The organism is Coprococcus sp. AM100_B19A, assembly GCF_027662015.1.
GTDB lineage: Bacteria > Bacillota > Clostridia > Lachnospirales > Lachnospiraceae > Allocoprococcus > Allocoprococcus comes.
In genome coordinates this window covers 24121-46911 of record NZ_JAQDKN010000007.1, presented here as the reverse complement: position 1 = coordinate 46911, position 22791 = coordinate 24121, and the positions used below count along the sequence as shown (strand labels likewise).

19 protein-coding genes and 1 tRNA gene are annotated in these 22791 nt (G+C 42.8%); 3 read left to right on the top strand and 17 right to left on the bottom strand.

Features of this window, described 5'->3' with window-relative positions; translation table 11 throughout:
• Positions 1-191: 191 nt before the first annotated feature.
• Positions 192-289 (bottom strand) — tRNA-Sec (locus PGQ33_RS08670).
• Between the two features lie 145 nt (positions 290-434).
• Between PGQ33_RS08670 and PGQ33_RS08665 the strand changes: the two genes are divergently transcribed.
• On the top strand, positions 435-1466 hold the full coding sequence (locus PGQ33_RS08665) for a proline racemase family protein (protein ID WP_117823717.1): 1032 nt from the start codon (positions 435-437) through the stop codon (positions 1464-1466).
• Between the two features lie 136 nt (positions 1467-1602).
• The gene (locus PGQ33_RS08660; protein WP_008372489.1) at positions 1603-2190 is read left to right on the top strand and encodes a TetR/AcrR family transcriptional regulator; all 588 of its coding nucleotides are present in this window, start codon (positions 1603-1605) and stop codon (positions 2188-2190) included.
• Positions 2191-2463: 273 nt separating this feature from the next.
• Here the strand turns inward: PGQ33_RS08660 and PGQ33_RS08655 are convergent, their stop codons facing one another.
• From PGQ33_RS08655 to yedF, 14 genes are all read right to left on the bottom strand, one after another.
• Positions 2464-3666, bottom strand: a complete 1203-nt coding sequence (locus tag PGQ33_RS08655; RefSeq protein WP_195251608.1) for a Wadjet anti-phage system protein JetD domain-containing protein — start codon at positions 3664-3666, stop codon at positions 2464-2466.
• Positions 3667-3672: 6 nt separating this feature from the next.
• Positions 3673-7041 carry an SbcC/MukB-like Walker B domain-containing protein gene (locus PGQ33_RS08650; protein WP_330663250.1) on the bottom strand — a complete coding sequence of 1123 codons (3369 nt, stop codon included), beginning with the start codon at positions 7039-7041 and terminating at the stop codon, positions 3673-3675.
• The gene (locus PGQ33_RS08645; RefSeq protein WP_173687094.1) at positions 7025-7651 is read right to left on the bottom strand and encodes a DUF4194 domain-containing protein; all 627 of its coding nucleotides are present in this window, start codon (positions 7649-7651) and stop codon (positions 7025-7027) included. Before PGQ33_RS08645 ends, PGQ33_RS08650 begins: the two co-directional genes overlap by 17 nt.
• Positions 7652-7678: 27 nt before the next feature.
• Positions 7679-9037 (bottom strand): Wadjet anti-phage system protein JetA family protein, encoded by a 1359-nt coding sequence (locus PGQ33_RS08640; RefSeq protein ID WP_270205607.1) that lies wholly within the window; start codon positions 9035-9037, stop codon positions 7679-7681.
• Positions 9038-9208: 171 nt separating this feature from the next.
• Entirely contained in the window at positions 9209-9445 is a 237-nt protein-coding gene (locus tag PGQ33_RS08635) for a DUF3343 domain-containing protein (protein WP_008372464.1), read from the bottom strand.
• Positions 9445-9648, bottom strand: coding sequence for a sulfurtransferase TusA family protein (locus PGQ33_RS08630; RefSeq protein ID WP_022220208.1), 204 nt, complete (start codon positions 9646-9648; stop codon positions 9445-9447). Before PGQ33_RS08630 ends, PGQ33_RS08635 begins: the two co-directional genes overlap by 1 nt.
• Before the next feature lie 69 nt (positions 9649-9717).
• Positions 9718-10815: a YedE family putative selenium transporter gene (yedE, locus tag PGQ33_RS08625; protein ID WP_117823714.1), complete on the bottom strand. Its 1098-nt coding sequence runs from the start codon at positions 10813-10815 to the stop codon at positions 9718-9720.
• A 181-nt stretch (positions 10816-10996) separates the two neighbouring features.
• On the bottom strand, positions 10997-12136 hold the full coding sequence (locus tag PGQ33_RS08620) for an aminotransferase class V-fold PLP-dependent enzyme (RefSeq protein ID WP_117834843.1): 1140 nt from the start codon (positions 12134-12136) through the stop codon (positions 10997-10999).
• Positions 12137-12149: 13 nt separating this feature from the next.
• Positions 12150-13067 carry a selenium metabolism-associated LysR family transcriptional regulator gene (locus PGQ33_RS08615; RefSeq protein ID WP_270205606.1) on the bottom strand — a complete coding sequence of 306 codons (918 nt, stop codon included), beginning with the start codon at positions 13065-13067 and terminating at the stop codon, positions 12150-12152.
• Positions 13064-14980 (bottom strand): selenocysteine-specific translation elongation factor, encoded by a 1917-nt coding sequence (gene selB, locus PGQ33_RS08610; protein WP_270205605.1) that lies wholly within the window; start codon positions 14978-14980, stop codon positions 13064-13066. Before selB ends, PGQ33_RS08615 begins: the two co-directional genes overlap by 4 nt.
• Complete coding sequence (selA, locus tag PGQ33_RS08605; RefSeq protein ID WP_270205604.1) at positions 14977-16371, bottom strand: L-seryl-tRNA(Sec) selenium transferase; 1395 nt, start codon at positions 16369-16371, stop codon at positions 14977-14979. The genes selB and selA overlap by 4 nt, the downstream gene beginning before the upstream one ends.
• 24 nt (positions 16372-16395) lie before the next feature.
• Entirely contained in the window at positions 16396-17439 is a 1044-nt protein-coding gene (selD, locus tag PGQ33_RS08600; protein ID WP_117558478.1) for a selenide, water dikinase SelD, read from the bottom strand.
• An 86-nt stretch (positions 17440-17525) separates the two neighbouring features.
• Entirely contained in the window at positions 17526-18446 is a 921-nt protein-coding gene (locus tag PGQ33_RS08595; RefSeq protein ID WP_270205603.1) for a selenium metabolism-associated LysR family transcriptional regulator, read from the bottom strand.
• A 357-nt stretch (positions 18447-18803) separates the two neighbouring features.
• Positions 18804-19403 carry a sulfurtransferase-like selenium metabolism protein YedF gene (yedF, locus tag PGQ33_RS08590; protein WP_117823709.1) on the bottom strand — a complete coding sequence of 200 codons (600 nt, stop codon included), beginning with the start codon at positions 19401-19403 and terminating at the stop codon, positions 18804-18806.
• 289 nt (positions 19404-19692) lie between these two features.
• On the opposite strand from yedF, the gene PGQ33_RS08585 reads away from it, so the two are divergent.
• The gene (locus PGQ33_RS08585; RefSeq protein WP_270205602.1) at positions 19693-20550 is read left to right on the top strand and encodes a class I SAM-dependent methyltransferase; all 858 of its coding nucleotides are present in this window, start codon (positions 19693-19695) and stop codon (positions 20548-20550) included.
• 241 nt (positions 20551-20791) lie between these two features.
• Here PGQ33_RS08585 and PGQ33_RS08580 read toward each other — a convergent pair whose 3' ends face one another.
• The gene (locus PGQ33_RS08580) at positions 20792-21253 is read right to left on the bottom strand and encodes a low molecular weight protein-tyrosine-phosphatase (RefSeq protein WP_270205601.1); all 462 of its coding nucleotides are present in this window, start codon (positions 21251-21253) and stop codon (positions 20792-20794) included.
• A gap of 48 nt (positions 21254-21301) precedes the next feature.
• Positions 21302-22555: an ATP-binding protein gene (locus tag PGQ33_RS08575; protein WP_055158071.1), complete on the bottom strand. Its 1254-nt coding sequence runs from the start codon at positions 22553-22555 to the stop codon at positions 21302-21304.
• Positions 22556-22791 lie beyond the last annotated feature (236 nt).

Genomic DNA, 22791 nt, shown 5'->3' with positions numbered 1-22791 from the left:
TTTCATCGGTTCTGTCTGATTTTTACAGATTGTCTATTTTTTCTCATTTTACTTATCCGCATTATCTATAAGTATTCTGGTCAAGAGGATTTACGTCAAAAAAGAAAAGCCACCGTACTGTTTCCCCTAAAACAATACAGCAGCTTTTCTCTTTATCTTTTTAAGGCTTTTCGCCCAAAAACCTCTCTTTTTGGCGAGGGCATGTGGGAATCGAACCCACCCAGGACGCTCCTAACGCCCCACACTGGTTTTGAAGACCAGGAGACACACCAGTTATCCATCTACCCCCATATATTGATTATTCCAATCAAGCTTATTCATTATAGCAAATTACCATTGACTTTTCAAGTATTTTCGTACATAATATTTTTAAAGAAAACTGAACTGCATACTAGACTCTGGTCTGGTCTTTCAACTAAGGAGGAATATTAAAAATGGAAATCAATCCAAAACTGAATCTTGACGCATTTGAGGCATCTTTCCATGCGATTGACACACATACAGTTGGGGAATTTACAAGAATCATTACATCAGGTTTCCCGAAGCTTGAAGGGGATACCATGATCGAACGTAAGAACTTTCTTGCAAAGCATTACGACAAATACCGTCAGGCTCTGATGTTTGAGCCACGTGGACATCATGATATGTTTGGTGCGCTTCTGACAGATCCGATCCACCCGGAAGCTGATTTTGGTGTAATCTTCATGGACACTGGAGAATATCTGAATATGTGCGGTCACGGAACAATCGGTTCGGTTACAGCAATCATCGAAACAGGACTTGTTCCTGCCGTAGAACCTTATACAGAAGTTGTTCTGGATGCTCCTGCAGGAATTATCCGTACCAAAGCAGAAGTCAAAAATGGAAAGGTACTTAATGTAACACTTACTAATGTACCGGCTTTCCTTTACAAAGAAAACCTCACCACAGAAGTTGATGGCAGAGAAGTTCACTATGATATTTCTTTCGGCGGAAGCTTCTTCGCACTTGTTGATATCGAACAGTTCGGATGGCACGTAGATCCACAGTCAATCCCACAGCTTACCGATTTCGGTATGAAGCTGATTGAAAAGGTCAATGCTGAAGTAGAGATTCGGCATCCGGAACTTGATATCACAACTGTCGACCTTGCAGAGCTTTATTGCTCTACCGATACTCCTGGATGTGACAAACGTAATGTCGTTATCTTCGGAGATCATATGGCTGACCGTTCTCCTTGCGGAACCGGAACCAGCGCAAAGCTCGCCACCCTTTACAAAAAAGGTGAGATCAAAGTTGGACAGCCTTTCGTATATGAAAGCTTTATCGGCTCTCAGTTCAAAGGCGTAATCTTAGACACTACAAAGGTTGCCGACTATGATGCCGTTATTCCGCAGATTACCGGAAGTGCTTATCTGACAGGGGAATCTACTTATGTGATCGATCCAGATGATCCGTTAAAATATGGCTTCAAAGTAGGCCGTTAAGTCATAATCTTTCAGGAGACAGAGCTATGTATATGGCTTTGTCTTCTTTTTTTGTAAACAAATTACTTTCTTGTTATTTCATGTCCATTCTGCTATAATAAAAAAAGATTACTATTTTCAAAGGAGGGGAATTTTCATGCCAAAGAAAAGAAGTTCCACCAAAAGCCGTATCATAAAAGCCGCGTGGAATCTATTCTACAAGCATGGTTATGAACAGACCACTGTTGATGAGATCATCTCGGCTTCTAAGACCTCAAAAGGAACCTTTTACCACTATTTTAAGGGAAAAGAAGCTCTTCTCAACACACTTTCTTATCTGTTTGACGAAAAGTATGAAGAGCTTGCAGGAATCGTAGATCCGGATCTTTCCGCTTATGACAAGCTGTTATTTTTTAACCATGAACTATTTCATATGATTGAGACCAGTGTCGATGTCGGGCTTTTAGCCTCCCTCTACTCGTCCCAGCTGATCACCAAAGATAAGCGCTCCCTTCTTGAAAACGATCGTTACTATTTCGTGTGGCTCACTGAGACAATCAGCACTGCACTGAAAAATGGAGAATTCAACGGCACCAGTACTGCTGATGAACTTCTGAAGATTTATGCAATGTACGAACGTGCTGTTCTTTATGACTGGGCATTATGCAAAGGCAAGTATTCTCTCACCGCATACAGCGACAAGCTTCTTCCACATGTACTTGACCAGTTTGTAGAAGGATTTTAATTTTGTCATTTTTTCATTGACAGTATAGACACCCTTCTGCACATGGATCATCGCACTACAATCGAGTAGGCTGACTCCTACTCGATTCTTATACTTTGTACATCACCTCGCTTAACAGCTCGATGATGTACATTCGTCAAATGCAGATCCTTGTGCAAGCACAAATCTGCACTTGGCTCATCGTATACACAAAAAGACCAGAACCCGCCCCACTACCAGGGCATTCTGGTCTTTTTCTTTTCACTGCCGCACTTTTCCCTTATGCACTGTACTCTATTCTTCAATCAGGAAGCTTTCCTGTTCGATTCCCTTTCCGGTTTCAAGAAGCTTTTCTTTTAACTCCTCTAAAAGTGGAACATTTACCTTTTCCAGCTTTTCCATCGTCTCTTTCGAGATTGTTTTCGCATATTCTTCGTATTTCTCGTAGGTCTCCACATCCATCTGCAATGGCTTTATTCCCGGGAAAATATGCTTCTGGATATATTCAAAAATCCGGATTCCACCGTAATCCATATCTCCGCTGTGGAATACTTCCACGTCTTTCCCTTCGATCACTCTCTGCAGCTTCTTCAGAAATTCTCTTTCAAGTGGTGAAAAATATCCATGACTGTAGATATAAAGGATCTCCGGATCATATTCCATCGCAAGGTAATTCGTCTTATTCTCGATCGTCACGATTTTTTTCAGTGCCGGCTGCTCTACCTCAACCATTGCATGCTTGACTGTCTGGCTGTTCAGCACAACTCCATATGTAAAATCGGAAAGATCCACTCTTTTTGCTTCTGATCCTTTCCAGATCTTCAGTTTAAGCGGTCCTTTAACTGCCAGTTCCTGGGAATTTTCTTCGATCAGCAGCTGCTCCAGAACCGTCTGGATATCCATATCTGCCGTAATCTCCGGGCAATATCTCCTTGCAGCCGTCACCACATTTCGTTCCATCTCCCGCTCGAAGATCTTGCTGTCCTTCAGATAGCGTTTACTGAAAATCCGCTTCATCATCGGTTCTTCCAGAGAGTCCAGTCCCCGGTAACAGTCCAGATATTTTTCCAGCTTCTCTATATTTTTCGGCAGATCACCTTCTGTGATCCGCTCTTTCAGCTTTTCCAGATAATTCTCGATCCATTCTTTCTGAAAGCCTTCCGAAAGCTCCTGGTCAATCATACGTATATAATAATTTACCTTCGCCTGCTTCGGCCAGTATTCTTCTCCGCTTTCGCTGTCTGCAAGACGGTAAAAATCCGGAAGATGCTCCACCTGATATGCCACAAGCTCTACATCACTGTCCGGAACAACCCATTTTTTCACAGTCACAAGTCCTGCTCTTTCCAGGCGCTGCACCTCTTCGATCAGCTCTTCTTTCCCACAGGCATCATAATCCTCCTGTGTGATCCGAAGGGTCCTCCCTCCAGTCGCTCCTTCCCGCCAGTCACGGCTGCTGTTCTCACATCTTTCTATAATCCTGTCTACCAGATACATTTTCTATCACCCCTGTTCTTCCTCATCCGCAAGCTGTGCGAACTCGGTTTTTTCAAATTCCTGAATTGATATATGCCGTTTATTCGGGTTGGCATATACAAAGGTTTTATCAACATTTTCCAGATAATTCTGGATCTTATCATTTGTGGCACTGATGATCGCCTGGAAACCAAGTCCACGGATCAGCGCAATACAGCTTGCCACCTTCTCGGCATCCATTTTTGAAAATGCCTCATCCAGAACGACCAGTCTGAGTGTCGGATTCCTGTGGATTTTCGGGGAAAGATTGATCCTGTAAATCTGTGCAAAGCTTGCAAGAAGTGCAACATAAAGAGGATTTTGTCCTTCTCCTCCGGAATTCTTACGGATCATCTTGCCAAGACCGATTTTCATGTCTTCCTCACCCTGGACAATCTGCTGCATGTCGAAGGAAAGATAAGTACGGTAATCCGCGTACTTGTCCATATTTTTCTTCGCCTCTTCCAGTTCCTCATGGGTAGCATTTTCCGGTGGGATAAATATGCCGATCAGTTCATTCATCATATCACCGTAGTTTTCTTCATGCTCCATCGTGAGCAGATTCATCTGGTTCTCAATAGAACCTGAAAGCTGTGCCGGATTGATCTGCAGGGTATCATCCATAAACATCTTATAGTACTTTCCGTCTGCACCCTTATTCTTCGTGATCACAAACTGGTACTTATCTTTTCCGAAATCCAGCCGACTGATGATCCGGTTCAGCTCATCTCTTCTCTGGTAGGCCTCGCGGATCGCACTGCGGATCTTGAAAACAAAGTCATCCTTGAAGTGCTCGACCGCTGCCTTTGCCTGTTCATTCGCTGCCTGCCGGTAGGTTTCCAGATTATCACACGACAGGCTTTCCAGAAGCTCCTGATAAACCTTATTATCTTCTTCTACCACTGAAAAATTACGCTGCGTATATTTTTTGGTATAAGCACTGCGGGCTGCCACCAACTCCTGATAGATCTCTTCTTTTTTCTTTCCAAGCTGCTGCAGCTGCCTTGCACTTGCCTCTTTTAAATAAATATAGTTTCTGCTTTTCTGTGCTTCCAGATACTCTTCAAACTGCTTTTCAAACCTTTCGTTTTCCTGAAATTCTTTCTGGATTCCAGAAAGTGCAAATTCCGACTCTGTAATACTGTTTCTGAATTTTTCGATTTCTTCCCCGTTTTTCCAGATTTCTTTCTCTGTCTTCGTGATCTCTTTCTGCTTTGCATCCCGTCTTTCCTGCACTTCTTTCATCTGTGCTTCCAGAGTATCGACTGATTCTGCACGCAGTTTCTGCAGCTTTTCAAGTAAATCTTTCTTACGGGTTTCTTTTCCCTTTATCGCCTTTGCATCCAGGATCTGGCTGATATAATCCTCTGTCGGAAGTGGCATTGCTTCCAGTTCCAGAAGTTTCTTTGCCTCTTCCACAAGTGCCGCAAGTGGAAGCCTCTTCTCCTGAAGCTCATCACAGTGCTTCTGAAGCTGCCGGATCCTCTGACGGAGACTAATCTCTCCGATATAAGCACGTCTCATATAATTTTCCGGATTAATATGCTGCAGACGATAGCTGTGATACAGCATACAGTCCGGTGTCACACCAATCCTGCACTCCCTGAGTTCCTCAATGTTCTCACATTTCATGACATTACCAAGAAAGAAATTGATGTAAGACTGCACGTATTTTTCTTTTGCTTTTACTTCTTCTGCAAGAGCGCCCTGCCGGACAATGTGCTCTTCTTCCATAACCTTTTCCGTATCCAGAATTGCAGCACGGAAGAATTTCTTCTTATCCATCTCCTGATAAATATCCATTGCCGCTTTTGCGTACTTCGGCTCTACGATCAGCAGAAGTTTATTATTTCCCATATAGCCTTCCACTGCATTGTGCCATCTTTCATCCCGGATTTCCAGAAGATCTGCGAGAATCTGCACGGAAACAAAATTTCCACAATTCTCCTGCAACCGGTTCTGCAATTCCAGCCTTGCTTCTTCTAGCTCTTTTGGATATGCTTTTCTTCCCTGTTTCAGCTCTTTTAGCTCTTCTTTAGCTTCCCGTTCTTCTTTCTTGATCTGACGAAGTGTACTGTCCGTATCCCGACGTTCTTCTTCGATCTCCGCACGCATCTGTGCGATATTTTCTTTCAGCCTTGTAAGTTCGCCCTCCGAAATCGTACCGGCTTCAAATTTATCAATATCCCAGATTGTCTGGTTGGACGTAATCTCCTGTTCTTTCCATGCTGCAAGTCTCTGTGCTGTCTTTGTGAGACTCGCCTTGCTTTTTCCCAGATGTTCCAGAGTCTCGTTAAGTCCTGCAAGTTCTGCTTCCAGTGCTTTATAACCACTGTTATTCAGACGAAGTAAAAGCTCCTCATGCTCCTTTTGCAGTTCTCCACTCTGGCGCATCAGCTCGGCTTTCGTATGCTCCTGTACCTTGATACCTTCTTCTCTGGTTTTAATCTTATCATGGAGTCCCTGGATGTCCGCCTGAAGCCGGAGCATTTCCAGACGGGTAAGACGGTAGTCACATTCCCTGCTTTTTTCTCGCTTATCATCAAAATCCTGATAGATTCCATCGATCTTCTTCAGTTCCTCAATCTCTTCCATCGTTGACTCAATTTTGCTGCGCATTCTGCCATACTGCATGATACTTTCTTTCAGATCCTCAATCTGGATATCCTGTTCCATACAGATATATTCTTTTACAAATTCTTCCAGCTTGATATTCATCCGAAACGGGATTGCCCGCTTAAAAAGACGTGGGAACTTTTCTTTATCCAATCCGCCCAGATACACATCATAAAGCTGACGGCGGAAACGCTCATTGCTCGGTCCACAGTAGAATGCCTCTTCACCAAAGGTACGCTGCAGATATTCTCTTATTTCCACAGTAGAAAGACATCTCTTTTCTCCCCGGTAAGCATTCGCAAGCAGACCGCTTCTGTGCCAGAAAAACAGGCGGTTGATCTCATTTGTTGCTGTCTCCACGTCAAATACAACGCCCACGCACTGTTTCTCATGGGTTCTCGTCTGTTCCAGCTCGATCACAATCGTACTGGAAAAATTCTTATTTCGCAGATACTGGGACTCATTATTTTCACTGATGTTTACCATTCCGCGCAAATACTCGATCAAGGTACGGTCGGAATCATCTGCTGCCGCTTTATTAAAAAATCCACGTCCGTCCGTGTTAGCATAGAGCACAATCTGAATTGCATCGATAACCGTTGATTTTCCACTTCCGGAATGCCCGGTGAAAAAATTGATCCCTTCACTCAAAGTCAGTATTTTTCTGTCTATATAATGCCAGTTGTTCAGGCAGATTTTTGAAATCGCCCAGAACGGCTGCCTGTTATCCAATGTCTCCAAGAGTCTCCTCCTCTTCTTCCCGGCTGCTTCCAAATGATTCCAGAACTTTTCTCACCGCATCTCCCTGCAATACTGCATGGATACACGGATAGATCAGAAGTCTTGTACTTTCATTTAACTCTTCCAGTACATCCAATGGCTCGATCAGCTGGTATTTTTTCAGCATGGCAATAGTTCTTTTCATCTCGGTCGGTGACGGGATACTGCGAAGCACGCGAAAATCTCCTGCTTTTCCGTTGAGTGCCCCCAAGGTTGTCACAATCTGGCTGCTCGACGAAACCGATGCCATCTGCTCATCATAGATCAGTTTCAGCAATAATATGTAAATAGTCGCAAGACGCGGAAGCTTTTCTCCCCAGACCATCTCATCCTGAATATAGATCAGACCCAGATGTACATTCTCGCATAACGTAATGCCGGCAATCTGGAAATACATTTTCAGAAAATCAATGTGCTTTTCGCAGATACGGTACTCTCTCTGATACTGGAGTCTGCCCGCACGCTTGTCAAACTTCCTCTCCAGAAGAAATGTCTGTCTATAGAGAAGCCTGATCACATCTGTCAGATCTTCCTGTTCTTCCTGTGTAAGCTGCTCAAAATATTCTATCATCCATTCTCTCCAATTTCCGTATACTTTTTATAAATGCCTTCTTACAAATTTCAGTGCTGGATAACGATATCCGTTCTTTTCAATCGTTTCCGCATCCTCTTCCAGCGCTTTGTATTTGCTGTTCTTACGGGTACTGAGGTCGTATGCAAGAATTAGCTTTTCAAAATCATCCTCTGATGTAAGGGAAAGCTTTTCCGTATCCAGCATATCTTTCTCCATATGCTCTTCGATAAATTCTTCAATCTGCTTTTTGCTGAATCTGAGCTTGATCCGGTTCAGGCGAAGCACATCTTCTCTGTCCAGATCGTCTACTTCCTCTTCTTGTGCCATCTTGCTGACAAAATCCTTCCGGCTTCTTCTTCGCTTATAAAGAGATTTTTCTGATAGGATTTCGACCAAAGACAGATTCATCTTCTCCCCCGTCTTTTGAATGACCTCTTCATAATCATCCTCTGACATCCGGTTCAGGAGCTGAATCACCAGTCCCTTCGTGTCACTCTCTCCGCTCAAAAGATAATTCAGCCTCGTCACCGTCGCACGCACATATTTGCTGTGCTCCTTATCCATATTGGAAATGCGGTGCTCGATATCATCAAAGCCTCTCTCGATCATATCCAGAAGTTCCAGCACATCTTCTCCCGTATCTCCGGTTGCACGGGCGCGCTCACGGATCTTCTCGATCCATTCCTCATCATCCCGCATCTGACGCAGACATTCTTTGATATCTGTCTTATAGATATAAAAATTATCCGAAGTCTTCAGTATATGGTATTTTTTCCGGACAATCTCTTCCACATATCCGTCCAGATGCTCCTTCAGAAGATCCCCGTAAAACTGCTGTTCCAGAAGCCTTGCAAAAAATTTATCCATGTTATGCAGCATATCCTGCAGTGCTTTGTTGAGCCGTCTGGTATTGATAAGTGCTGTCCGGAGCATATTCAGATTCACCCTCGGATCATTTTTAAACGAGAACAATGTCGCATAGACATTCTGGATATAGATCTCTGTCTCCTCCAGGTCCTCCGTAGAAAGCCGCTCAAAGGCATCCACAAATATTGCTGCATAATCCGGAATTACGATATTCGTCACCAATGTATTATAATCTTCAATTTTCTTCAGCCATCCTTTTCGGATCAGCCAGTTCAGAATCCTTGCCGACGGAGTCTCCAACATATCAAACTCAGTCTCATCTTCCTCCCGCTTAAGTTCGATCTGTTTCTTCATATACAGATCCCGAAGCACCTGAATACAGACTTCCCTGGTCAGGAAATAATTGCTGTATTGGTATTCTTCATTGATCGCCATCAAAGCCTCAATGTATGTCTCTCTGTTCACAGAACGAAACAGACTCCAGAAACTCTCCGGAATTTCAAAACGTAACTGCATGCCTTGCCTTTCTGTAAATTCATAAATTTTTCCATTATCTATAAGTATACCATATTCTAGTCTCTAAATGGAAAAAATTATTTTTCTTGTTCCACGAATATTCTCAGTAAACGGAAAAAGGAAACCGCAAAAATGATTCCTCATCTTGCGGTTTCCTCTTTTTACCTCTTCTTATACCATACACTCGTGAATCTCTTCTTCTTCAAGACCAATTCCCTGCATGACATTTTTCAGTTCTTCCCTGCATTCCAGCGGTGCGCACCAGGAAAGCCCGCATCCTGCTGAAATACTTCTCGGTACCGGGATCATACGTCCCTGTGCACCAACTTTTTTACATTCTTTTTCCATCGCCATCGCATCCGCTGTTGTGTGGAATGTGATGACCAGCTTTAACTCTTTTTTTCTCATTATTCAATCACAATTTCAAATTCAGAGCCCTTCTCGGTAGAAGTTGCCTTCTTTCCTTTGTCCTTCGCAAACTTCTCAATGTTCGTCTTCTGGTGAGGTTCGCTCACAAGAACCTTGATCGGTCCGTTTGCATTCTTCAGTGCCTCTGCGGTAAGCATCAGCGGTTCCGGACACGAAAGTCCTCTTGCATCTACTTCTTTCATATTTTTTACCTGCCTTCCTAGCATATCATATTCCTTATGGATTATCTATCCAAATTTTGTAACTTCTGATTATTTTGCCTGTTCTCTCTTGTTCGTAAATGCAATGATAAAGCATGCAATAATACAGATGATACAAGCAACTTTTCCATTCGGCGTTACGGCTCCTGCAACGAGTTCGCCTGTCTCTGCATTCATTGCGGTTCCGCTTGATGCAAGTCCGAAGTTATGGCAAAGTGCTGCTGCAAAGAACATGCCAAGTACAGTAACTGCTGAATCAGAAGAGCCCTGTCCTGCAAGGATCAGCTGGCGAAGCGGGCATCCGCCGGCAAGAACTGCCGCGAATCCTACTGCATACATGCCAAGGATATTCCACAGATGGTTGGAATGTGCAATGATTCCAGGTGTGTTAAATCCAAGTACGAATCTTCCTGTTGCCAGGTTGAAGATCAGCATTACTACAAAAAGACCTGCAATAATTGTAAGAAGATCAAAGTTCTTCATTAAGATCGCATCACGGATTCCGCCGGCGAAGCACATTCTTGATTTCTGAGCAAGTGCTCCGAAAATAAGTCCGCCGATCAGTGACATGATAATTGGTGCATGAAGACTTCCAGGACCTGCTTCACTTGCTTTGAGAAGTGTTGAGCAAGTTGCAAGAATCAGAATACCAAGCATCAATACCGGAAGCACTGCTCCACTTTCTTTATTCGTCTCATGCGCACGTCCAAGGCTGAATCCTTTTTTAAGGGCAAATGCTCCTGTTCCTACTCCAAGTACAAATCCAATCAGTGCTACCCATGCATTCAGGTCACCTGCTGACATACGGATTACCATACGGAGCGGGCATCCAAGAAAAATCAGGGAACCAATCATAATTACCATACCAAGGATAAAGCGGATCATCGGTGAAGATCCTGCTGTTGAACGGTACTCTTTTGTTGCCACTGAAATAATAAATGCTCCGATTACAAGACCGATGATCTCCGGTCTTGCATACTGTACAACTTCGGCCTGGTGAAATCCCAGTGCTCCTGCCGTATCACGGATAAAGCAGGCAATACAGAATGCCATGTTTGCCGGATTACCAAAGTAAGCCAGACATGCAGCTACAAGCCCACACAGAACCCCCGCAAGTGCAAGCTTCTTCTTTGAATCTGATAAATTCATTTTTCTTCCTCCTTCGTCTTTCTCTCATTCGTCATTTTGACTATTAAAGGCTTTTTTATTACCTTATAATTATACCTTTTGCACAACTTTTTGTCCAATTCATAATTAAAATAGACCGATATATATATTGATACTATCAATACTATACCGGTCTTCTATCAATCTCTGATCTTATAAAATTTTACTCTTCTTCTGCAAGCTCGCAGACTGCCCGGATTGCAGTATCCACTTCTTCCTCTGTGTTATAGTGGGAAAAACTGAATCTGACAGCCCCCTGCTCTACGGTTCCAAGCGCCTCATGCATCCGTGGTGCACAGTGTCCTCCTGAACGGGTAGAAATCCCATAATCTGTCAGAAGTGCATCGCTGACTTCTCCCGAATCATAATCTCTGATATTCAGGCTCACTACCGCACAGCGGTCCATGCTGCTGAAATCCCCATAAATTTTGACTCCCGGGATTTCCTTTACCCCTTCATAAAACCGTTTCATCAATGCCTGTTCCTTTGCACGGATCGTATCAATTCCTGTTTCTTCCAGATATCCGATCGCAGCATCCAGTCCGGCAATTCCGTGTCCGTTAAGTGTTCCTGCTTCCAGTGCTGTCGGCATCTCTTCCGGCTGTGTCTTACTATAGGTCTGCACACCGGTACCGCCTGAAAGAAGCGGCCGGACATGAACGCCTTTTCTCACGTACATTCCACCGGTCCCCTGCGGTCCCAGAAGTCCCTTATGGCCGGTAAAACACAGAATATCAATATGCATCTTCTGCACATCGATCGGAAATACACCGGCAGTCTGTGATGCATCTACCACAAACAACAGACCATGCTTCTGGGCAATCTCCCCGATCCGCTCCACATCCACTTTGTTTCCCGTCAGATTAGAACCATGGGTACAGACAATTGCTTTTGTATTCTCTTTGATTGCTTTTTCAAAATCTGCATAATCCAGAGTTCCTTTTTCATCACATCCAAGGAATGTCACTTCAACTCCCTTTTTCTCCATCTCATAAAGTGGTCGGAGAACAGAGTTATGTTCCAAAACCGTAGAGATCACATGGTCTCCCGGATTTAAGATCCCCTTGATCGCAATATTCAGACTCTCCGTTGAGTTCATGGTAAATACGATCTGTCTTGCATCTTCCGCCCCGAAAAAACCTGCAAGCTTCTCTCTTGTGTCATATACGGTTCTTGCTGCTCCGAGAGATGCCTCATTGACACCTCTTCCTGCATTCCCCATTGAGCACATTGCTGCGGTGATCGCATCAATTACTTCCTGTGGTTTGCGCATTGTGGTTGCTGCATTATCTAAATATATCATATTGATCCTCTTTTCATTTCCCCATATGTGCATCTGGATAAAAATCCTTTACAATCCGGATCAGATGCTCTGCTGCTGCAGGCAGCTGATAATTTTTATTGTATACAAGGTTCAGATAACGACTGCTTTCGTCCTTCTGTAACGAGAATTCCAGAACCTGTCCGGTCCGGATCTCCTCTTCTGCTGCAAGTTTTGATATGATCGTGATTCCAAGCCCACTCTTTACTGACCTTTTTATCGCTTCCGGATTCTCGATGCTTGCTACAATATTGAGAGTATCAGGCATAATTCCTGCTTTTCTCAATATTTTTTCTGTTTCCTTGCGGGTTCCCGATCCTTCTTCCCGCATAATGACCGGTTCATTCTTTATCCATGTTGCTGTCTTATAGCGCTTCTGTATTTCCTGATAAAACTCGGTATTCGGCATGATAACAACCAGTTCATCCTTATAAAAAGGCATATATCTGCAATACTTTTTTTCAAGTACCGTACCTGTGAATCCAATATCTACCATATGCCCTGCTACCTGTTCAACAACACCGCAGCTGTCATTTTCTGAAATCCGGAACTGCTCATCCGGATAAGTCTCTCTGAATTTCGCCAGAATCGCCGGAAGAACATACTGTGCCGGAATCGTAGAGGTCGCAATTGTAATACATTTTTCCTCTCGATGCGCATCCTTGGAAAATACCTGCTCGATTTCTTTTTCGAGTTCCACCATCTGGCGCGCATACTGATATAATTGCTTTCCTTCTTCCGACAATTTTACTTCCTTTGTATTTCTGACAAAAAGCCGTGAGTCCAGTTCTTTCTCCAGAGAAGAGATATGTGCACTGACCGTTGGCTGCGTCAGGAATAAAAGCTTTGCCGCTTTTGAAAAACTTCCCGACTCAGTTACCTTAACAAATGCCTCCAGCTGCTTTAAATTCATAAATATGCCACCCTCTCACTTTCTCCGCCTGTCTTCTTTGTCACCTTAATGCTGTCCATATATTCTAAAATCGGTTTCGCACTCTTTCTGCTTGTTGAGAACATATCTCTCACCTGTGCGATCGTGATCAGATTTTCTTCCTTCAGATGATTCTGAATTTTTTCCTTCGCTTCATCCATCAGGTGTTTCATTGTAAACATCTCTTCATTGATACGGATTACTTTTCCTTCGTCAATCATCATGAGAACCACATCTTCCGCTGTCTGGCGCGGAATTTTTCCAAAATCAATCTCTGAAAATCTCACAAAATCATATCCTGCTTTTTCAAATGTATCTTCGATCAGCTTCTCTGTCTGGAGATACATCGCGTCCTTCGGAACTTCATATCCCGGAAGCGAAAGATATTCTTCCCTTCTTCCATAGACGTTTTCTCCCGTCATTCTTTCGATATACGCATCAAATATGTTTGGTTTGATCTTTTTCAGGAATGTGTTGTGAATTTCGGCTTTCTTCATTCCATATCGGTATGGATGCTCACTGTGATATTTCTGCAATGTCTCCTCTATCTTCTGACGTACTGCAAATTCGCTGTCTCTGTGCCACAAATATGTGTCCTTCTTCATTGGGAATACAAAGATTGTGCCCGATTCTTCCAGTTCTTCAAGATACTCCTTCAGTTCATCTACGGAATGTGCCATCACCTTTGCAAGCTCAGCAAGTGTGATCATCGTGTCGCCGTGTTCTTTGATCTGAAGCTCCATAACATCGCCAAGTGAACCGGATTCTTTTTTCTTCAGTTCTTCGATTGTCTGTGCATCAAAACGTTTCTTACGCACCGGATTCGGTTCCAGAACGATCCCGCCTCCGATAGTCTCCATCGGCGAATAGAAACGTACTACAAAACGGTCGCCTCGTTTGACCGCAATCTCTTCTTCCAGTCTGAGCTGTACCAGTCCCTCTTCTCCCGGTCCGATCTGCTCCTTATCCAGCAGAACAGCACGGCAGAGGATCTCACTCGTACCCGTGTATAAATGCAATCTCTCATGATTTGTAAGGATACGCATGGAGTCTTCCAGAACTTTCAGCTTCACATCCAGAAGATCTGTATTTTTCATACTGTTCTTCGGCGCAAGCACACACCCTCTGCGAATCTCCTTTTTCTTCACATTTGACAGATTGATCGCCACTCTCTGTCCGGCATAGCATTTGTCCTGATTCTGCCCATGTACCTGAATATTACGAATCTTGCACTCTTTTCCGATCGGATACATTTCCAGAACGTCTTCCCTGGTGATCGTACCGGAGATAAGTGTCCCTGTGATAATTGTCCCAAAGCCTGACAGGGTAAATGCCCGGTCAATCGGAAGTCTTGGAATAGTCTGTGTATCCTTTGCAACCACCTCATCCGACATCAGTTGCTGTATCGTATCCGTCAGTTCATCAAGCCCCTGCCCGGTTGCAGCCGATACTTTAACAACCGGTGCACCTTCCAGAAAAGTACCTTCCAGTTCTTCCTGGATTTCTTCCTCAACGAGTTCCAGCCATTCTTCATCGACCAGATCACACTTGTTGATCACCAGAATGCTCTTCTTGATCCCAAGGAGTCCCAGAATGTCCATGTGTTCTCTTGTCTGCGGCATGATACCTTCATCCGCTGCCACAACCAAAAGTACCAGATCCATTCCGACAACTCCCGCAACCATGTTGTTGATAAATTTTTCATGTCCCGGAACATCAATGATCCCTACACGGTCTCCATTTTTCAGATCAAAATAAGTAAACCCGAGGTCAATGGTGATCCCTCTTCTCTGTTCTTCTTCCCACCGGTCCGTGTTACGTCCGGTAAGTGCTTTTATCAGTGTCGTTTTCCCATGGTCAATGTGACCTGCGGTTCCTACGATAATGTTTTTCATAATAATTCTCCCAGCATCTCTGCTATCTTCTTAAAGTAGCAGGATTCAATTGTCCGCACATCCAGATAAATCGTGTCGTTGGCTGTACGCGGAATGATTGGCATAGAAAGATGCCGCATCTCTTCTTCCAGCTTCGGTACACTGATATTCTCCGGCTTAATCGTAACTGCCATACTCGGAATGCGTTCAAGTGGAAGAGAGCCTCCACCGATCTGTGATTCACACGGTTCCATCCCGATCGTTGCAGCAAGCTGTGCATTCTGCAGAATCCGCTTCAGAGATCTTGCACGCTTTTCCACATCCGCTTTGGACTCTGTGATCATACGCAGTACCGGAAGATTCTGGATTGCCTTTTCTTCTGATAAATATTCCTGTAATACCAGTTCCAGTGCTGCTGCTGTAAATTTATCAATTCGCAGTGCACGTGTCAGCTGATTCTTCTTCATCTGGTCAATATATTTCTTCTTACCGATGATGATTCCAGCCTGCGGACCACCGAGCAGCTTGTCTCCGCTGAAGCATACAACGTCCGCTCCCTTGCGGATGGAATCCTGAACCGTCGGTTCATAGGTCAGTCCGTATTTACTCAGGTCGATCAGCACGCCACTTCCAAGATCTTCGATAATCGGGATATCGTGTTCCTGCGCAATCGGAATCAATTCATCGATCGTAACCGTCTCTGTAAATCCAACAATACGGTAATTGCTTGTATGAACTTTAAGGAGTGCTTTTGTCTCCTCTGTAATCGCTTCTTCATAATCAGAATAATGTGTCTTATTCGTCGTTCCGACTTCCACAAGTGAAGCTCCGCTCTGCTCCATTACATCCGGAATCCGGAATTTGCCACCGATCTCAACCAGCTCTCCGCGGGATACTACAACTTCCCCGCCTTTTGCCATTGAACTTAAGATCAGCATAACAGCCGCAGCATTGTTGTTAACCGCCATCGCAGCCTCTGCCCCGGTCAGTTTGCAAAGCAGTTTTTCAAAATGAGAGTATCTCTCTCCACGTGCTCCTGCTTCCAGATTATATTCCAGATTGGAGTAACCACTCACAATTCCTGCCAGTCTCTCAACATGCTCCTTACTGATCGGTGCACGGCCGAGATTGGTGTGGAGAACTGTTCCTGTTCCGTTGATCACCATTTTCATATTCGGCTCATGCAGCTTTCCGGCATGCCGTTTTATATTCTGCGTAAGCATCCCGATCTGCGCTTTCGCTTTCTCTTCTTCCTCGCACTTTCCGATAAATGTTCTGAGCGCATCCATCTCTTCACGGATCACATCCATCACAAATTCACGTCCATATACATCAATCAGATTCTGTATCTCCTGTTCTTCAAGCAGAATATCTACTTTCGGAATACTGCGAAATAATAAATTTTTATTCATTTTCTCCTCTACCTCTTTGGATTCCTAGTGCAGCCGAATCAGTTTATCGCTCTTTTCTGTTACGGTTCCGATCAGGGATACCTTGGTATCCAGCCTCTTCTTCTCGAATGCTTCCATCACGGCTTCCGCATACTGCGCTTCCACGCTGATGAGCAGTCCACCTGATGTCTGCGGATCATATAACAGATCGATAAAATGATCTTCTACATTTCTGAAATCTACTTTCTGATAAGAATATCCCTTGTTCTTGTAAGCCCCCGCCGGAACAAGGCCCATCTTTGCATAGCTGATTGCTTCATCAAGATATGCAATATCGTGAACATTCAGTTCAAATGTCACATTGCTTGCCTCTGCCATTTCAACACAGTGACCTAAAAGACCAAATCCTGTAATATCCGTACATGCATTTACAGGGAAATGATCCACAACTTCTTTTGCTTTTTTATTTAAAGAAGACATGACAATCTCAGCTTCCCTGATTGCGGCTGCAGATGCCATCTCTCCTTTGATTGCCGTATTAACAATTCCTGTTCCGACCTGTTTGGTAAGGATCAGCACATCCCCCGGTTTACATCCGTAATTCTTAAATATCTTCTTCGGATGTACAAATCCGGACACACAAAGTCCGTACTTCGGCTCATCATCCTGTACTGTGTGTCCACCAACCAGAACAGCTCCCGCCTCTTTTACCTTATCGGCTCCACCGGCAAGAATATCTCCTAAGATCTGTGGATCAAGACAGTTCGGAAATCCTACGATATTAAGTGCTACCTTCGGCTCTCCTCCCATTGCGTAAACATCACTGAGCGAGTTTGCTGCTGCAATCTGTCCAAACATATACGGATCATCCACGATCGGTGTAAAGAAATCTACCGTCTGAATCATCGCAATATCATCTGTAACCTTATAAATCGCAGCATCATCTGATGTCTCGATTCCGACGATCAAATTTTCATCTTCAAATTTTGGTAACTTACCCAGAACCTGGGCAAGGGTCTCCGGACCTACTTTAGCGGCTCATCCGGAAGTTTTTGCATACTGTGTCAGTCTTACTTTTTCTTTATTCATTGCTTATCCCCAACTTATACTTTGTATTTAACATGTTACCTACCGCAAAAAATGCGCACATAGACACATTCTATCATTGGTATTTTCTATTGTAAAGACTGCTTTTGCAATTCATACTTTTCTATGATCAATTCTCTCACATGTTCAGCCGCCGCCGGAAGTTTGTAGTTCTTATTGTATACAAGATTCAGGTTTCGACCGCTGCCAGCCTGTGAAAACGGGAATTCCAGAACTTCTCCTGACTGGATCTCATCTGCAGCCGCAAGTCTTGAAATGATCGTAATGCCAAGACCGCTTTTGACAGATCTCTTGACCGCTTCCGGATTCTCAATTGTCGCAACAATGTTCAAATCATCCAAAGAGATTCCCATCTTTTTTAATTGCTTTTCTGCTTCTTTTCTGGTACCGGATCCCTCCTCACGCATAATCAGAGGTTCTCCTTCCAGCCATTTTAAATCCTTCTGCTCTTTTACGATTTTCTGATATTCTTTCGTATTCGGCATAATAACAACCAGATCATCCTGGTAAAACGGTATGTATTTACAATTTGCTTTTTCGATTACTGTACCGGAAAATCCAATGTCAACCAGATGCGATGCTACCTGTTCAATGACAGTACTGCTGTCACTTTCTACGATTCTGAACTGTTCTTCCGGAAATCTCTCCCGGAATTTCACCAGAATATCCGGCAAAATATACTGCGCCGGCATCGTAGATGTTGCGATTGTAATACATCTTTCTTTCTGCTCTGCTGCTTTTGAAAACATTGACTGGATTTCCTGTTCCAGTTCGATCATCTGACGTGCATACTGATAAAGTGTCTTTCCATCCTCAGATAATTTGACAGTCTTGGTATTACGCACAAACAATCTCACTTTCAGTTCTTTTTCAAGTGTCTGTATATGTGCACTTACTGTTGGCTGTGTCAGATATAGTTCCTGTGCTGCTTTTGAAAAGCTCTTTGAATCGGATACTTTAATAAATGCTTCCAGCTGCTTTAAGTTCATAATTATTCCCTCTCTCTATTCGATCAAATTCGTATAAATACAACCTCTCTGGATTCCTTTATTTCCTTTGATCAAATCGCGCAGCCACATCCATCTTCTACTATCCGATATCAAATACCAGAGAGCAAAGTGCATCTGCCCGAACAGACAAATTCTTTCTGTCCAGGAGGTTACCATCTTCAGTTTTTAACAACTTGTCCAGAACCTGAACAAGGGTCCTTCGACCTGCTTTGATGCCTCAACATGATGTCCTTGTACACTGTGTCTCTCTGATATCTTTATTCATACTTAATTTCTCAACTTTTCTTAAATATTCTCTGTCCGTTATACGGACTTCTTTGTTATATAGTTCTCAAACTATGGTCTGATGATCTTTCCTGCTTCAGCCATAGATTCAACAATACTGTACATATTGGTTACACCACCAACAACAAGCTTGTCTTTTAAGTGATAGTAGTCAAGACATGTACCACATGTAAGAATCTCTACGCCCTGTGCCTCCAGAGACTTCAGATCTTCAATAGAATCTGATCCTTCTGTTGTAAGAGTAGCTCCTCCATTGTAGAAAAGCATCTTCTTCGGAAGTGTATCAAGCTGTGTAACTGCATAAATAAATCCCTTGATCAGGACTTTACCAAGTTCATCATTACCTGTTCCCATACGGTCAGAAGATACAACTACAATGAGGTCTCCCTTCTGATCCGGTGTACATACAACTTCTGCATCTGCTGCCGGTGCTCCCTGCATCTTGATCGTTACTTTGTATTCTTTTTCTCCAAGCTTTTCAGAGCTTACTTCTCCGCCCTGTTCTTTTGCCAGCTTTGTAACATTCTGTACAGCAATCTCATTATCTACTAGTACTTCAATTGTCTCCGGTCCTGTAAGAGCCTGCATTGCCTTTTTTGTTTTGATTACCGGAATCGGGCAGTTATCTCCCATTGCATTAACTGTTACCATAATATTCATTTCCACCTTTCTTTTACGTGAATCTTTTCACTTATAGATACATTCTATCACCCTTCTTCCCTTATGTAAACAGATAGTCCCGTTATTTTTACCAAAAACCAATTGTTATCGCGATAGCTTTTTGTATATTATTGCGATATTTTACATTCGCTTCTTGCAGTATCCTTTCTTCTATAATAAAATAGAAAAGTAAGACAGTATGTCTATAAATATGCATTGAACAAAACTATAGAAAACTGAGAATCTATCGAAAAACGCTTCAGAAAGGATTTAATAATATATGTGGTTAGCAGATGGTTGGAAAGATTATGAAGTAATTGACTCCTCAGACGGAGAAAAGTTGGAACGCTGGGGGCAGTACATCCTGGTTCGTCCAGATCCGCAGGTGATCTGGGATACACCTCGCACAGACAAACGCTGGAAGCATCCGAACGCACACTATCACCGCAGTAAAAAAGGCGGCGGTGAATGGGAATTCTTCGATCTCCCGGAACAGTGGCAAATCAGTTATAAGAATCTTACATTTAACTTAAAACCGTTTAATTTTAAACATACCGGACTTTTCCCGGAACAGGCAACCAACTGGGACTGGTTCTCTGAAAAGATCCGCAATGCCGGGCGCCCGGTAAAAGTACTAAACTTATTCGCCTATACCGGTGGCGCAACACTTGCAGCAGCTGCTGCCGGCGCACACGTAACTCATGTAGACGCTTCCAAGGGAATGGTTACATGGGCAAAAGAAAATGCTGTTTCTTCTGGACTCGGCGATGCACCGATCCGCTGGCTGGTTGATGACTGTGTCAAATTCGTAGAACGCGAAATCCGCCGTGGCAATCATTACGATGCGATCATCATGGATCCACCTTCCTACGGTCGTGGACCAAAGGGCGAGATCTGGAAGATTGAAGACGCAATTCATCCACTGGTAAAACTCTGTACGAAGATTTTATCCGATGATCCGCTGTTCTTCCTGATCAATTCTTATACGACAGGACTTGCCCCGGCAGTACTGACTTATATGATCGCGACTGAGCTTAAGAAATACGGTGGACATGTGGATTCACAGGAGATTGGACTTCCGGTATCTTCCAATGGACTGGTGCTTCCTTGTGGGGCAAGTGGAAGATGGGAGAAATAAGACTGGGAACCGAGTTGTTCATTCTTTCTTAGAATCGATTATTTTATGAATAGTATAAATTTGATTTATGCAATCATAAGAGTTCTAAAATAAAAGAGAAGTCATCTGATATGAAATGGATTTTCCTTGCCATAAAGCTTGTGCTTTAAAGTGAAATCCTTTTCTAAACTCAGATGACTTCTCTTTTTATTTTTCGTTTTCCTTTGGTTACATCTTTTCTTTGGATTACCCATCTGATGATTTATTGAGGATGCTCCATCAGATAGCCTAGAAATGCCTGGCATCCTTCCATCACATCATCGAATGTCTCATCAAAATTCCCCGTATACCATGGATCTGCAATGTCTCCCGGGCGATCCGTGTAGTCCAGAAGTCTCTGTACCTTGTGTTCCGGATCACTTCCGATAATTCTCATAATATTCTGTATATTGTATCGCTCCATACAGATAATGTAATCGAATGCGGCATATTCTTCTTTACGCATCTTGCGTGCACGGTGATTGCCACACGGGATGCCTTCCTCGCGGAGTTTCTTCTGCGTGCCGCGGTGGACCGGGTTTCCATGTTCTTCGTTGCTTGTACCGGCGGAATCGATGAAAAAATCGGATTCTATGCCGGATTGTTTAACTAAATGTTTCATAACGTATTCTGCCATGGTGGAGCGGCAGATATTGCCGTGGCAGATAAAGAGCACTTTTATCATGCAATTTTACTTCCTCTCTTATAAATTTAAAATCTCCTATATACCTAATTACTTAATTATATATTTCGTGCCTCTGCCTTTACCTTCAATTGCTATCACACCTTTTTCGCACATATCTTTCAGCAACTTTGTTGTCTTTGATTTTCCAAAAGGTATATATGGTGCAATTTCACTTATTGGTTTCAGCATAGTCTTGCTTAAGAGTTTATAAATTACTTTTTCGTCTCCGGTTAAATTAGCATCCTTTTCAAATAAAGGAAGCACAATTTTTATAGCATTCTCTGACACTTCAAAATCCGGTTTCACCAGACCTTCTGCATACAGTTGTTTTATTCTTGTAATTCCGGTTCCAAATATCTCGACAAATCCTAATCTATAAAACACATTTGCAAGATTTCTGTTTCTTAAAACGGAAAGTTTACCTGACAAATATTCTTCTACTGTTATTCCGGACGGCAATCCACCTGGAGATACAACTTCTACTCTGTCATCAAACATGGAAACTCTGATGTGTGAATCCACATCCCATACCCTATGGATCAGAGCATTCGCAATCGCTTCTCTGAAGGCTGCTTCTGGTATCTTCTCCATCTTCTTTCTGTCAGCACCTTGTATTACTTCATACTGATAGTAATCCCTAAATACAGCAAGTGCCTTTTCATACGCATCCAAAATGGATATATTTTCAACCGTTGTTCTCTTTTGAATAATACTGATATTTTCCCCGAACTTGACAATATCAATTCCCGGAAAATGATTTTTATCCGCCAAAAGACCTGCTGCATTATTAAAACCATTTACATTGTCATACAAGTTCAATGTTCTCAATGTATCTTGATTAAAAGTTTCAATCTGAATACTTTCTTTCAACTTACACTGTAAAACTTCGAAAGACAAATCCTGATCTTTACAAGGTAATTCTTCAAATCTAATATTTTTGCCGTCTAATACAAGTCTTGAAAATTCCAGAGTATCTACCTCTATCGTTGCTGTATCATTTCGTTTGTATGCTTTTGATTTATATAAATATGGTTTCTGAAAGCCACTGGTTACAGTGAGTTTTATCATCTGATCATTATTCTGTATTTCAAGTGTATAGTTCGGTTGAGGCGAAATACTGTCATTGATTTTATTTTCGATATCCAGACACGCCTGCTTTACATCCGGCAAGCCTTTTACATTTCCATCATCATCTACTCCAAAAAGAATTGTTCCACCATCGTAATTCGAAAAGGCACTGACTGTTTTTAAAAAAGTATTCGTAATCGTTTCTTTGAACTCTAATATTCTCGTTTCACGCATAATGATCGCATCCTTTCCAACTTCATTGATTATATTATATGCATAAATGCGCGAAAAAACAATCGTAAATTTTTGTGATTGTTTTATGGCTATTTTTTCAATTCTCTCTGGTGGAATTGATTCAAGTAATTCACTTGCTTGATCCCTTGTAAGTTTTAATTCTTCTCTTCTTGAAAAATATCTCCTGCTATGTAGCTTGATGACTCAAATCTCACGAATTGGCTCTTTGTCATTTC

What these genes read in the sequence shown, in the direction of transcription:
- PGQ33_RS08665 (WP_117823717.1), top strand. Translation starts at nt 435, where the DNA reads ATGGAAATCAATCCAAAACTGAATCTTGACGCATTTGAGGCATCTTTC.
- PGQ33_RS08660 (WP_008372489.1), top strand. Translation starts at nt 1,603, where the DNA reads ATGCCAAAGAAAAGAAGTTCCACCAAAAGCCGTATCATAAAAGCCGCG.
- PGQ33_RS08655 (WP_195251608.1), bottom strand. Translation starts at nt 3,666, where the DNA reads ATGTATCTGGTAGACAGGATTATAGAAAGATGTGAGAACAGCAGCCGT.
- PGQ33_RS08645 (WP_173687094.1), bottom strand. Translation starts at nt 7,651, where the DNA reads ATGATAGAATATTTTGAGCAGCTTACACAGGAAGAACAGGAAGATCTG.
- PGQ33_RS08640 (WP_270205607.1), bottom strand. Translation starts at nt 9,037, where the DNA reads ATGCAGTTACGTTTTGAAATTCCGGAGAGTTTCTGGAGTCTGTTTCGT.
- PGQ33_RS08635 (WP_008372464.1), bottom strand. Translation starts at nt 9,445, where the DNA reads ATGAGAAAAAAAGAGTTAAAGCTGGTCATCACATTCCACACAACAGCG.
- PGQ33_RS08630 (WP_022220208.1), bottom strand. Translation starts at nt 9,648, where the DNA reads ATGAAAGAAGTAGATGCAAGAGGACTTTCGTGTCCGGAACCGCTGATG.
- yedE (WP_117823714.1), bottom strand. Translation starts at nt 10,815, where the DNA reads ATGAATTTATCAGATTCAAAGAAGAAGCTTGCACTTGCGGGGGTTCTG.
- PGQ33_RS08620 (WP_117834843.1), bottom strand. Translation starts at nt 12,136, where the DNA reads ATGATATATTTAGATAATGCAGCAACCACAATGCGCAAACCACAGGAA.
- PGQ33_RS08615 (WP_270205606.1), bottom strand. Translation starts at nt 13,067, where the DNA reads ATGAATTTAAAGCAGCTGGAGGCATTTGTTAAGGTAACTGAGTCGGGA.
- selB (WP_270205605.1), bottom strand. Translation starts at nt 14,980, where the DNA reads ATGAAAAACATTATCGTAGGAACCGCAGGTCACATTGACCATGGGAAA.
- selA (WP_270205604.1), bottom strand. Translation starts at nt 16,371, where the DNA reads ATGAATAAAAATTTATTATTTCGCAGTATTCCGAAAGTAGATATTCTG.
- PGQ33_RS08595 (WP_270205603.1), bottom strand. Translation starts at nt 18,446, where the DNA reads ATGAACTTAAAGCAGCTGGAAGCATTTATTAAAGTATCCGATTCAAAG.
- yedF (WP_117823709.1), bottom strand. Translation starts at nt 19,403, where the DNA reads ATGGTAACAGTTAATGCAATGGGAGATAACTGCCCGATTCCGGTAATC.
- PGQ33_RS08585 (WP_270205602.1), top strand. Translation starts at nt 19,693, where the DNA reads ATGTGGTTAGCAGATGGTTGGAAAGATTATGAAGTAATTGACTCCTCA.
- PGQ33_RS08580 (WP_270205601.1), bottom strand. Translation starts at nt 21,253, where the DNA reads ATGATAAAAGTGCTCTTTATCTGCCACGGCAATATCTGCCGCTCCACC.
- PGQ33_RS08575 (WP_055158071.1), bottom strand. Translation starts at nt 22,555, where the DNA reads ATGCGTGAAACGAGAATATTAGAGTTCAAAGAAACGATTACGAATACT.